Here is a 13,613-nt window from a genome sequence, read left to right on the forward strand (position 1 = left end):
ACAGTTAACCATAACATGGCAGTTACAGGCGACGTATACAACACAGGATTACTGAAACGTATTTTTAAATATGTAAAGCCTTACCGTGCCGTTTTTGTGTGGTCGGTGGTTTTAACTATCCTGTTGGCGGCTATTTCTCCTGTTCGTCCGTTTTTGATAAAATATACCCTCGATCATTATATTCTGACCGGAAATTACCCTGGTTTGGTAAACATGACGATGTTGATGATCTTTATGCTGATCTTGCAAACGCTGATCCAGTATAACCACACACTTTTAACCAATACATTGGGGCAGTCGGTTATCCGCGACTTAAGGATCAATGTTTTTAACCACATTACTCAACTTCGGTTAAAATTTTTCGATAAAACACCCATCGGACAATTAATTACCCGTACCGTTTCCGATCTCGAAACCATTGCCGATATCTTTTCAGAGGGTTTAATTTCCATGATAGGCGATAGTTTGCAGGTTGTGGTAATTGTGGGGGTGATGCTCTATACCGATTGGGAATTGAGTTTAGTGGTGCTTTTGCCTATTCCGCTGTTGATTATGGCTACCCGTAAATTCCAGAAAGCCATAAAAGTGGCTTTTCAGGAAATCAGGAATGAAGTATCCAACCTCAATACTTTTTTACAGGAACACATTACAGGCGTTTCTATTGTGCAGTATTTTGCGAGGGAAAAACAGGAATACAGAAAGTTTTATGCCATTAACAAACGCTACCGTGATGCCAATATCCGTTCGAACTGGTATTATTCTATATTTTTTCCTGTAGTAGAACTTATTTCGGCCATGTCGCTGGGCTTATTGGTCTGGTATGGCGCAAAAAGTATCCTTTCCAAACCTTTGGATGTAACTCCGGGTACCATTACACAGTTTATCATTTACCTGGGCATGGTTTTTACACCAATCCGTCAGCTGGCCGATAAATTTAATACTTTACAAATGGGCATGGTGGGTGCCGAAAGGGTATTTAAAGTTTTGGATACTGATGAAACCACGCCGAATGAGGGAACACAGAAACCTGCAAAACTGGAAGGAAACATCAAATTTGAAAATGTTTGGTTTGCCTATAATGATGAAAATTACGTGTTGAAGGATTTATCTTTTGAGGTAAAATCGGGGCAAACTGTGGCCTTGGTTGGCGCAACAGGAGCGGGTAAATCATCAACCATTAATATTCTTAACCGTTTTTACGAAGTTAAAAAAGGAGAAATTACCGTTGATGGCATCCATATTGAAGATTTTGACCTGAATTACCTCAGAAGTAACATTGCAACCGTACTTCAGGATGTTTTTCTATTTTCAGATACGATTTTAAATAACATTACCCTTAATAATCCTGAAATTACCATTGAAGAAGTGATAAACGCGGCCAAAAAGGTTGGTGCACACGAGTTTATCGAACGTTTACCAGGTGGTTATCAATATAATGTGATGGAAAGAGGGGCAACACTTTCGGCCGGTCAGGCGCAGCTGATTTCCTTTATTCGTGCACTGGTGCATAATCCCGCCATTTTGGTCCTTGATGAAGCTACTTCATCGGTTGATACCGAAACTGAATTACTGATCCAGAAAGCCATCGATAATTTAATGGAAGGCCGTACCTCAATCGTAATCGCCCACCGTTTATCAACCATCCAGAAAGCCGATCAGATTATTGTACTTGATAAGGGCGAGATTAAAGAAAAGGGTACACACCAGCAATTATTAAAACTAAACGGTTACTACAAAAAACTTTACGATCTGCAGTTCTCTTCCAAAGGAATTGCTAAAGTGTAACAATTGCAATCCATTTCCTGAAATTAATTTGACCCGGCAGTTCATTATGGCTATTTTGCATGGAATCAACCATATCCCTGCCTGATGAATTTAAAATCTACCTTTAAAAACTGCTTGTTTTTAACATTGGCCCTGTTGCTTTCAGTAGCGCTGCGTGCCCAGGTTGCCAAACTGCCTACCAAATGGACAGCACCTGCGGCGACGGCCAAAATACCTTTTCCTGATTACCCGCGGCCACAGCTCCAGCGCAAAAACTGGCTCAACCTGAATGGGAACTGGGAATATAAGGGTGGCAAAAATGCACCATCGGCCTTAGAACGAACGCAGGCGATTGATTTTACGGGCAAGAATGAAAAAATACTTGTGCCTTACTGCCCCGAATCTTTTCTTTCTGGTATTGAGCGTAAGCAGGAAATCAATATGTGGTACAAAAGAACGTTCGAAGTTCCTGCAGATTGGAAAGGCAAAAAAGTTATCGCACATTTTGATGGTGTAGATCATAACGCAACAATATTTGTTAACGGTAAGCTTGCTGGTCGCCATTCTGGTGCTTACGATGCTTTTGGTTTTGATATTACTACTTTTTTAAAAGCGGGCTCCAATATATTGGTTGTAGCAGCCTACGATCCCAACGATGGAAAAGCCCCTTCCGGGAAAAATGGTCCGCGGGGTGATTATACTTTCAGTTCAGGTATTTGGCAGAGCGTATGGCTGGAGCCCGTTGGCAGCACTTATATCGAGCAGATCCGCATTACACCTGATGTAACAAACAATCGCCTCATTCTTACTGCTAAAGCAGCTAATGGGCAGATTGAGGCAACTGCACTCGAGGGGAACAAAACTGTTTCGCAGGTAACGGGTGCAGCAGGTAGCCAGTTATTTCTCCCGATAAACCAACCAAAACTATGGTCGCCGGGTGATCCTTTTCTATATGACCTAAAAATCGTGCTCAAAGATAAAAACGGAAAGATAACAGATGAGGTCATGAGTTACTTTGGGATGCGCGATATTAAGCTGGGTAAAGTAAATGGTGTGGTAAGGCCACTCCTGAACGGAAAGTTCGAAATGCAGGTGGGTTTACTCGACCAGGGTTACTGGCCAGACGGAATTTTAACCGCACCAACTGAAGAAGCACTAAAATCTGATCTTGAATTTACAAAGAATGCAGGTTTTAACCTCATCCGGAAGCACATGAAAACCGAATCGAAGCGGTTTTATTACTGGGCTGATAAAATGGAAATTCTGGTTTGGCAGGATATGCCTGCTATGTGGTATCAGAATGAAGATACACTGAAAAACCGCAGCGTTTTCAGAAAAGAGCTTAAAGCCGTGATGGACGATCTTCACAACTCGCCGTCAATTGTCAGTTGGGTGCCCTTTAACGAAAACTGGGGTGCATTTGATGTTAAGGAAATCACGGCATGGGTAAAAAAGTACGATCCATCCAGATTGGTTAATGGTAACTCCGGGTTTAATAATAATCCTGGCTATCAGAAACCATTGGGCGACCCCGGGAATGGTGATTTTGTAGATACACATATTTATATTGGTCCGAACGGGGCCTCTAAACCTGATGAAAGGCGAGCCGCTTCACTTGGCGAATATGGCGGTATCGGGCTTTTTGTAAGGGGGCACATGTGGCCTGTTGAAAATAATGCTTATGGATACGAGCCTACCGTTAATGCGCTTACTGATCGCTATGTGCTGCTGATGCAGCAGGTTGAACAGCTGATGCTTTATAAAGGACTCAGTACAGCGGTTTATACCCAAACTACGGATGTTGAACATGAAATAAATGGTTTACTCACCTACGATCGTGAAGTGGAAAAAATGGATATCAAACGTGTAAGGGAAATTAACAGGGCAATTATCGAATCGGGCAGGACCCTGGGTTCAGCCGAAAACAAATGATAACCGGAAAAATGTTTCCGAATTCATTGTAGAAGCATGAACTCTTGTATGAAAGCATTTACGTAATTCCTTAAAAATGATTATGTTTGAGTTCGCAACCAGCCTAATCATTTGAATATCGAGAGAAATAGTGAGCACGACCATGCCCTTTTTGACTTACTAAAGCAAGGAGATGAGGCTGCGTTTGGCAAAATTTATAATCTCTATTGGGTAGAACTTTACAATGCTGCCTACAAACGCCTGCCCGAAAAAGAGAAATGCCAGGATATCATCCAGAATATTTTTACCGACCTCTGGAACAGAAAAGCTGAACTCGATATAGAAAAGCCATTGGCTTATCTGCACACTGCGGTACGTTTTCAGGTATTAAAGCATATTGCCCGAAACCCTAAGAATAGTTTTTTTGCCGAATCTTTCGAAAACGAATTGATTTCACCATTACAGGCTGATGGGATCTTGCTCGAGAGAGAAGTTGCCGAATTAATCGAATTATTTATCAAAGCCCTTCCCGAAAAGCGCAGGAAAATATTTGTTTTGCATTATTTTGAAGGTTTATCTTCTGCACAGATTGCCGTTGAACTCGATATTTCCCAAAAAACAGTTCAAAATCAGTTAACAACTGCCACTCAGGCCCTGCGTTTAAGGTTAACGCATCTCTTTTTAGTGGTTTCTGTGGTAATTTCAGCGGTTTCAAAATAAGTTTATTCTTCTTTTTAATTTTATTTAAAATATTTTCAGATTCTTTTGGGATATTTTCTGCTTTCTGGTACATCTATATAAAAGCCAGCAAAAATGACCCCTTTTAATCATCAAAAAGAACTGCAAAAAATCATCCAGCGTTATGTGGCTGGTACAGCAACAGCAGAAGAAATCCTTTTTGTAGAAAAATATTACCAGTATCTGGATAAAAATGCCAATGTTCTCGACGGGCAAAATGCAGATGAACTGAAGGAAATGGCAGAAGCCAATTTTATGGCCATCAAGTCTAAAATTGATTTGCCTCAAAGAAAAAAGATTGTTCCGCTTTATAAATATATTTCGGCAGCAGCGGTACTGCTGCTCATGTCGGGCATCGCCTTTGTTTTTCTGAATAAATCAAAGCCTGTTATTAAAAGTGAAATTGCGGTAAACAAAAAACTGGATGTGCTACCCGGAACAGATAAAGCCATTTTAACGCTCGCCGATGGATCGAAAGTGGTGCTGGATGAACATACTTCAACAGATATCAGCGATAAAGATGGTTTAAAAATCTCAAGAACGGAAGATGGGCAATTGGTGTACACCATTCTTGATCAGGGCGATTTAAAAACAAAGTCGACTGTTTCATACAATACCATTCAAACACCGAAAGGCGGGCAGTACCAGGTCATTCTGCCTGATGGAACGAAAGTTTGGCTAAATGCCGCTTCCTCTTTAAAATATCCCGAAGTATTTACAGGTAACGAACGCAGGGTAGAGCTTACCGGCGAGGCTTATTTTGAAGTGGCTAAGAATAAAGCAAAACCTTTCCATGTTAAAAACCATAACCAGGACGTAGAGGTGTTGGGCACACATTTCAACATCAATAGCTATATGGACGATAATACCATTAAAACCACATTGTTGGAAGGAAGTGTGCGGGTAAGCAATGGCAAATCAGTAAGGATATTGAAACCGGGTGAACAATCTGTCGCTGATGGAAATGGCATCATCAGGTTGGCTGCAGAAGTTGACACAGACGATGAAACGGCCTGGAAAAACGGTCTTTTCCAGTTTAACAATGCCAACCTGAAAAGCATTTTAAGTCAGTTGGAAAGATGGTACGATATCAATATCGATTATAGCTCGGTTCCGGATAAAAAATATAATGGTATGGTTCCGCGGAAGGCCAAACTATCTGAAGTATTAAAAATGTTGGAAAAAACCGGGAATATCAGGTTCGAAATTGTAGAAGGAAGAAATTTAAAAGTATTACCGGAAAAATAAGGGCCTATGGTAAAAACAGATCAATAATTTAAAAACGCTCACAAACCAACAACTAATCAATTCACACCTAAACCAGACTGAATGTATGAACTTTTACACTCAAGGTAATCAATCCGATGCCCCAAAGGCTGCGGGCTGTATTACAAACTATTTTAACCAACCATTTATTAGGACTATGAAACTTTTTATTATTCTAATGACGGTTTTATGCGTGCAGGTAAGTGCTTCGGCATTTTCACAAAACATTAGCATAAACCAAAAAAACGTACCACTTGTGCGTGTTTTAAAAGAAATTAAGCGCCAGAGCGGATATTTCTTCCTGTATGATGCTGATTTAATCGAAAAACAATCGAAACCGGTAACTATCGACCTTAAAAATGCAGAAATTAAGGATGTACTCACGCAGGTACTGAAATCGCAGCCTTTTAGCTGGGAAATAAAGGAAAATACCATTTTAATTATGCCATTTTCCAAAAACAACAATGCAAAAGCCATTGATGTAAGCGGGAAAATCGTTGATGAAAATGGTAATCCAATGCCAGGGGCAACGGTAAAGGTTAAAGGCCAATCGGCTGTTGCGGTTACTGATAACAACGGAAATTTTATCCTAAAAAATGTAGACGAAAACGCCGTTTTGGTTGTTTCTTATATTGGTTATGCTGACCGCGAAATATTGGCCAAAAGCCAGTTGGGTACTTTAAAATTAAGTCCTTCGGCAGGTAATTTGAGCGATATTGTGGTAACCGGCTATACCAATTATACCAAAACACAATCTGCAAATGCCACATCGTTGGTTACGGCCGATAAAATAAACGATGTACCAGGTTTAACTGTTGATCAGATTTTACAGGGTCGCGTTCCGGGCATGAGTGTAATCTCTACTTCTGGTCAGCCGGGGCAGAGCGCCGCTGTCGTAATTCGTGGTATCGGTAGTGTAAACGGATCTTCAACGCCACTTTTTGTACTGGATGGCGTACCGATTGAAGCCGGTTATTTCCAGACGATCAATCCTGAAGATATCGAATCGGCAACGGTTTTAAAAGATGCATCTGCTAAAGCTTTATATGGCTCTAGGGGGTCAAACGGGGTAATCGTACTCACCACCAAAAAAGGTAAAGCGGGTAAAATTGCGGTAAATTATACCTCTCAATATGGTTTCTCAAACCTTAGCCGGCCAAATTTTGAGATGATGAATACTGCTCAACGTTTGCAGTTTGAAGAAGAAATTGGTGCAAGTTTTGGCCGTACTTTAGGTCCGGGCTGGACTTACTCTCCAAAAAACCCGGCATATGCTGCCGGAACAGCTGCATCGCGTAGCCGTGCCGATTTTATTTTAGACAGTTTAAAACAGATCAATACCGATTGGAGGGACATTTTCTTCCAGAGGGGCAAATTTCAGGAGCATCAGGTAAGCATTAGCGGAGGAAATGAAAACCTGCGTTTTTACAATTCACTAAATTACTATAGCCAGGAAGGAGTTGCCAAACGTACCGGTTTAGACCGTTATTCGTTAAGGAGTAACGTTGATTTTAAAGATGACAAATTTAGTGGTAGTGTGAATTTATCTTTAGGCTACTCAGAATCGAGTTTTACCGAAGGTGAGGGATCAACAGGTGCAGGTACAGCCATGGCTGCCGTTTATTATGCGCTGCCTTACGAAAAGCCTTATGCATCTGATGGTACTTTGGTACATCCGGGCAACAAATCATCGTATTTTATCCTCGATCAGCGCGAAGGTAGTCAGGCTTTAGAACGTTTGCTCAACTCTTCTGATAAAACCGATCAGTTAAAATCGATTATCAGTACTTCCTTTGCTTATCAGATTTTGCCTGAATTAAAAATTACCACCCGTGCAGGTATCGACTACCGCCAATCAACCGATCAGCAGTTTATAAACCCCGATTCTTATTACGGATCGAGAAGTGTGGCCAATACCTTGGGTGGTAAAGGAAGGCTGACTGATGCAAGCAGGAGAAATTTTAATATTATTTCGACTACAGGTTTAACCTATGCGAAAAAGTTTAACGAAGTACACGATTTTGAAGCATCAGCTTTTTACGAGTATGTGTACAACAATTATAATTCTTTCGGTTTTAGCGCTTATGGGATTGATGGCCGTTTGCCAGAAACACCTGCAGGCGTTACCAACAGTGCAACCTATTTGCCAAGCACAACCGGAGGTAAAACAAAAAGTGCACTGGCATCGATTATGGGTGTAGCCAGATATACATACGATAGTAAATATACCATATCGGGAAGTTACCGTTATGATGGATCAACAAAGGTAGCTCCCGAGAACAAATGGCACGGCTTTTATTCAATCGGTGCAAACTGGAATGTAAAAGGCGAAGACTTTTTAAAATCTTCTCAATTGATTTCCGATTTAAGGGTCCGTGGAAGTTACGGTATTACCGCCAGTCCATTTGGTGGCGATTTCCTTTACCTGCCTACCTATGCTGTTAGTTCTTCTTATGGTAACGCTCCGGCGATAAAACCTACAACACCGGGTAATGCACAATTTGATTGGGAATATGTAAAGGAATTTAACACCGGCTTCGATTTGGCGATGTTTAGTAACAGATTACGCGTTACCGTAGATTATTACAATAGAAAAACAACCAACATGTTTATTAATCAACCGCTTTCTGCAACCTCGGGTTTTAGCGAATTAAACCTAAGTGCAGGGGTGATGCGTAACAGAGGGGTTGAATTTGAAGTGAGTGGCGATGTAATCAGAAGCAAAGATTTTACCTGGTCGTTAGGTGTTAATGCAGGTTACAACAAAAACAAAATTCTCCATGTTACCGACTTAGTTGATTCGTATCCTGACGGTGATACCCGTATTTTAAAGGTTGGTTTGCCTTATGGCACGTATTATGCACCAGATTGGGCGGGGGTAAACCCACAAACAGGAGAAGCGCAATATTATAACCTTGATGGATCGGTTACTGCCACTTATAATGTAAATACCCAGAGCACAACCAATTCGGGTAGTCTTTATCCAACGTTTACCGGTGGTTTTAATACTTCATTAAGTTATAAAGGCATTACGGCTTCCGCATTGTTCGCTTTCGTATCAAACGTGATGCGCTGGAACAACGAAGATTTTTATAACGAAAATCAGCGTTATGCAACCAGTAACCAAACAGTGAGGATGTTGGAAAACAGGTGGCAAACCCCTGGCGATACCGGAGATGATGCCATTCTGCAAAAATTTGATGTACCAAGAAACTTTACCTCTAAGGATATTCAGGATGCATCTTTCTTAAGGCTAAGAAATTTAACAATTGGCTATTCACTGCCTAAAAACATACTCGAAAAAACCAAAATCATTAAAGGTGTTAAAATCTTTGTTCAGGGACAGAATTTATTCACCTGGACCAAATGGAGAGGTTTAGATCCTGAAAATAATGCCGTTTATGGCCGTTTCCAGTATCCAAATACCAGAACTTATACTGCAGGTCTTAATGTTAACTTTTAATATTTACAGCAATGATCAATAAGATATTTCAACAATACACACTTATATTTTCGCTACTCATCCTAACTGCATCTTGTACCAAACTGGATTTAGTTCCAACCGATACCATTTCGCCCGATAAGGCATTCAGGAATATCAGCGATATCAATTTAGGTTTGTTGGGGGGCTATGCCCTGGTAGATGGATCAACCATGACTGTGGTTTCTACTGTTTCGGACGAGGCTACTTATCCAACCGAAAATACGGTAGGGAACAGCGATGCCTTCAGGTGGATTTATACAGCTGCAAATGGCTCGGTAACATCAAATTATGCTACCTACTATACCGCAATCGACCGTATAAATAGAACCTTGGCAGGCTTAGATGCTTTAACACTAACTGGTGCAGATGCAACCTTGGGTGCCCGCTACCGTGGAGAATTATTGGCCTTACGTGCTTACTTCCATTTCGAACTTTTACGCAATTATGCCTCTTCGTACCAAACAGGTGCTTTAGGTGTGCCTTATATGAAGATTTCGACTATTTCTTATCCTGCAAGAGATAATTTCGAAACCGTGGTAGCCAATGCAAAAGCTGATTTAGTAGCTGCCAAAGCATTAATTCCAACTACTTTTACCGATAAAACACGGATTACAAAAGCTGCCGTTTCGGCCATTCAGGCCAGACTGGCACTTTATGAGAAAAACTGGAGCGAAGCCATTACCTATGCCAATGAAGCCATTGCAGCATATCCTTTGGCCACCAAGGCACAGTTTCCTGGAATCTGGACGGATGCAAATGACAATGAAGTAATCTGGAAAGCAAAACGTATAGGAACAAATGATTCGCGCATTGGCGAATTTTATTTCCGCCAAACCGGTGAGATTGTGCTGTATGCACCAGCTTTTAAATTGATCAATACCTTTGATAAAGTTAATGATTTACGATACCCTGCATACATTAAGTTCGATGCCACGCGTACCGGTACCAAATCGCAATACCTGGTAAAGAAATATGCCGGATCTACTGCGGTTCCTGGCTTGGCAGATATTAAACTGTTCCGTACAGGCGAAATGTACCTGATTAAAGCAGAGGCCGAAGCCGAATCAACTGGTGATGCCGCTGGCGATTTAAATGCTTTGCGTGCTGCCCGTATTAATGGCTATACCGATGCTGCTTTTGCCGATAAGGCAACTTTAATTACCGCAATTTTGGATGAAAGATATAAAGAACTGGCTTTTGAAGGTCACCGTTTCTTCGATCTGAAAAGGAGGAATTTACCTGTAGAACGACTTGCTGCTGATGCTGTAAACGCATCAGGTGCAGTAACGCTTCCGGTAACACGGGCACAGTATGCTTTTCCGCTTCCAGCTTTAGAAATCTCGGTAAATAAAAATACCGTTCAAAATCCGGGTTACTAATTAAAAACATATCCCGGTAAATGCAATGTATTTGCCGGGATGATCAATTATAGATATGAAACATTCATTTTTCATTCTGTTTATGGCCTTATGTATTTCCGTAATGGGCTGTAGCAAATCAGCCGATAATCCGGGATCACCAACTGGTGGAGGTGGTGGCGGTACACCTGCTGTAAAGCGGAGGCCAGCCTCGATCGGGATTGTTGGCGATAGCGCCAATGTAACCAAAATGGTTAATGGTGGTATGGTTTTAATGGGCGGTGGTACCGACGTAGATGCCGCTTTTAAATGGATGATCGAAAGAAGCGGAGGTGGCGATGTAGTGGTATTGCGTGCAACCGGAACCGATGCTTATAATCCCTATATCAATGGTTTAGGCAGCGTTAACTCTGTTGAAACCCTTTTGATCAATTCTAAAGAACTGGCCAATAACGATACCGTCGCCAACATTATCCGTAATGCCGAAATGGTTTTTATTGCCGGAGGAGATCAGTCTGATTATATGAAATACTGGAAAGGTACCAAAACCGAGCAGGCCTTAAATTACCTGTTAAATGATAAAAAAGCGCCGGTTGGCGGCACCAGTGCAGGTTGTGCCATTCTGGGTGGTTTTTATTACAGTGGCGAAACCGGCGGCGTAACCTCGGCGCAGGCACTGGCAAATCCTTACGATACCAACATTACCTTGTATAACAACGATTTTTTAAGAGCACCTTATCTGCAGAATGTGATTACCGATCAGCATTATTTAACACGTGATCGCGACGGAAGATCAGTAGTATTTTTGGGTAGGATTAATAAAGATTGGAAAACACCTGCAAAATGCATTGCTTCTGACGAAAGAACGGCTGTTTGCATTGATAAAGACGGAAAAGCAAAGGTTTTTGGTGATTATTCTGCCACCAGACCATATAGTTATGCTTATTTTATCGTTTCGGATGCGGCAAAACAGCCAGAACAGTTCGAAGCTTATAAAAAAGTAAACTGGAACAATGGCGAACAGGCCGTATCGGTTTATGAAATTCCGGCTTCAGTTAATGGTGGCGGAAACTTTAATGTTGCTAACTTTAAAGCAAATGAAGCCACCGGCGGAAAATGGTATTGGTGGTGGATCGATAATGGTGTTTTAAACAAAAAAGATCAATAAAATAATATGAAAGCATTAAAATTAATAGTGGTACTGCTTATTTCGGTATTTACCTTAAATGTTGCCGCACAACAGAAAAAATATGTAATGGTGATCCACGGCGGTGCAGGTACCATATTGAAAAAAAACATGACGCCTGAAAAAGAAGCCGCGTATGTAGCCGCTTTAACAAAAGCTTTACAGGCAGGTTATGCCGAAATTAAAGCAGGAAAGTCGAGTCTGGATGCCGTTGAAGCAACGATTCATATTTTAGAGAACGATCCGCATTTTAATGCCGGTAAAGGTGCTGTTTTTACACACGATGGCAGAAATGAGCTTGATGCGGCTATTATGGACGGAAAAACCTTAATGGCAGGTGCTGTTGCAGGCGTTACTACCGTTAAAAACCCGATTTCGGCTGCAAGGGCTGTGATGGAAAAATCGGAACACGTAATGATGTTTGGCGATGGAGCAGACAAATTTGCAAAAGAAGCCGGATTGGAAATCGTAGATCCTAAATATTTCTGGACAAAAGAACGCTGGGATGGTTTGCAGGAAGCCCTTAAAGAAGATTCTACAAAAGCTGTATTAGATCACGGCAGCAAAAAATCAGGATTGCTTGGCATTAAAAACCACGATTATAAATTCGGTACCGTTGGCTGTGTGGCTCTGGATAAAGCAGGTAACCTGGCTGCCGGTACATCAACAGGTGGTATGACGAACAAAAAATATGGCAGGGTGGGCGATTCGCCGATCATTGGATCAGGAACTTATTGTAATAACGAAACTGCAGGTATTTCGTGCACAGGCTGGGGCGAATTTTACATCCGTAATGTAGTAGCCAAAACCATTTCCGATTTAATGGAATATAAAGGCATTTCGGTAACCGAAGCTTCGAAAATTGTATTGGATAAAGTGGGCAAAATGGGTGGTGATGGTGGTTTAATTGCTTTAGATAAAAAAGGTAATGTTGCTATGCCGTTTAATACCGAAGGCATGTACCGTGGCACCATAACCGCCGATGGCAAAATTGAGGTAAACATTTATAAATAATGAAGAAACTATTTTTTATAGTATGGCTTGTCAGTCTTTCCGTATTGGCAAGCGCTCAGGGAAACCCAAAAGGTAATCTGTATATTATCGGTGGTGGCGACCGCTCGGATGCTTTGATGAAAGAAATGCTGAATACCGCCTCATTAAAAGCCAGCGATTATATTATTGTATTGCCAATGGCCAGCGAGGTACCCGATGTTGGTTTCGGAACCATTTCTGCACAATTAAAAAAACTGGATAACAGAACAATCAGGAATTTTAACTTTAGCAAACATGATGTAAACGATCAAAAATGGATCGATTCTCTTGCGGGAGCTAAACTGATCTATATTTTAGGTGGCGACCAAAACCGTTTTATGAAATCGGTACTCAATACCCCGGTTTATACTGCTATCCATAAGGCCTATCAAAATGGCGCTACCATTGCCGGAACAAGCGCCGGCGCTGCGGTAATGAGTAAGTATATGATTACCGGTAAACAGCTTTTGGATACGGTTTATAAAGAAACGTTTAACAAATTATGGGATAAAAATATTGAATTTGCAGAAGGAATGGGTTTGCTGCAAAACACCATCATCGATCAGCACTTTTTAAAACGTAACCGGTATAACCGTTTAATTTCTGCTTTGGCAGCCCACCCCGATCTGGTTTGTGTTGGTATTGATGAAAGTACTGCAATCATTGTGCACGGCAATAAAGCTACCGTTGCCGGCGAAAGCCAGGTAATCCGTTTGGCTAACCCGAAAAATCTTAAAAAAACAGATAAAGGCCTGCTGAAATTTAAACAAGCAGACTTTGGGATTTTTACAGCAGGTGATGTAATTGATATTAAACCTTAAATGTACATCCCTTTTAAGGCATTGTGCTAGCTTGCTTTGAAAGATAAACGGAT

At 41.2% G+C, this 13,613-nt stretch carries 9 protein-coding genes; all 9 read left to right on the forward strand.

Translation table 11 applies throughout. The annotated features are described in order from the left end of the window. Positions 1–15: 15 nt before the first annotated feature. The 9 genes from DRW42_RS21875 (at position 16) to DRW42_RS21915 (ending at position 13,560) form a co-directional block, all read left to right on the forward strand. Positions 16–1,785 carry an ABC transporter ATP-binding protein gene (locus DRW42_RS21875; protein ID WP_113950988.1) on the forward strand — a complete coding sequence of 590 codons (1,770 nt, stop codon included), beginning with the start codon at positions 16–18 and terminating at the stop codon, positions 1,783–1,785. A gap of 84 nt (positions 1,786–1,869) precedes the next feature. Continuing rightward, positions 1,870–3,696 (forward strand): glycoside hydrolase family 2 protein, encoded by a 1,827-nt coding sequence (locus DRW42_RS21880; RefSeq protein ID WP_113950989.1) that lies wholly within the window; start codon positions 1,870–1,872, stop codon positions 3,694–3,696. 111 nt (positions 3,697–3,807) lie between these two features. After that, on the forward strand, positions 3,808–4,395 hold the full coding sequence (locus tag DRW42_RS21885) for an RNA polymerase sigma factor (RefSeq protein ID WP_113950991.1): 588 nt from the start codon (positions 3,808–3,810) through the stop codon (positions 4,393–4,395). A 93-nt stretch (positions 4,396–4,488) separates the two neighbouring features. After that, complete coding sequence (locus DRW42_RS21890; protein ID WP_113950993.1) at positions 4,489–5,661, forward strand: FecR family protein; 1,173 nt, start codon at positions 4,489–4,491, stop codon at positions 5,659–5,661. Between the two features lie 175 nt (positions 5,662–5,836). Next, complete coding sequence (locus DRW42_RS21895; protein ID WP_167437824.1) at positions 5,837–9,142, forward strand: TonB-dependent receptor; 3,306 nt, start codon at positions 5,837–5,839, stop codon at positions 9,140–9,142. Positions 9,143–9,153: 11 nt separating this feature from the next. Beyond that, a complete protein-coding gene (locus tag DRW42_RS21900) occupies positions 9,154–10,542 on the forward strand; it encodes a RagB/SusD family nutrient uptake outer membrane protein (RefSeq protein WP_113950997.1) in 1,389 nt (462 codons plus the stop codon). Positions 10,543–10,597: 55 nt separating this feature from the next. Beyond that, positions 10,598–11,689, forward strand: coding sequence for a cyanophycinase (locus tag DRW42_RS21905; RefSeq protein ID WP_113951000.1), 1,092 nt, complete (start codon positions 10,598–10,600; stop codon positions 11,687–11,689). A 6-nt stretch (positions 11,690–11,695) separates the two neighbouring features. After that, the gene (locus tag DRW42_RS21910) at positions 11,696–12,721 is read left to right on the forward strand and encodes an isoaspartyl peptidase/L-asparaginase family protein (protein ID WP_113951004.1); all 1,026 of its coding nucleotides are present in this window, start codon (positions 11,696–11,698) and stop codon (positions 12,719–12,721) included. Then, the gene (locus DRW42_RS21915; protein ID WP_113951006.1) at positions 12,721–13,560 is read left to right on the forward strand and encodes a cyanophycinase; all 840 of its coding nucleotides are present in this window, start codon (positions 12,721–12,723) and stop codon (positions 13,558–13,560) included. Before DRW42_RS21910 ends, DRW42_RS21915 begins: the two co-directional genes overlap by 1 nt. Positions 13,561–13,613 lie beyond the last annotated feature (53 nt).

Origin of the sequence: Pedobacter miscanthi (assembly GCF_003315595.1) — a bacterium.
GTDB lineage: Bacteria > Bacteroidota > Bacteroidia > Sphingobacteriales > Sphingobacteriaceae > Pedobacter > Pedobacter miscanthi.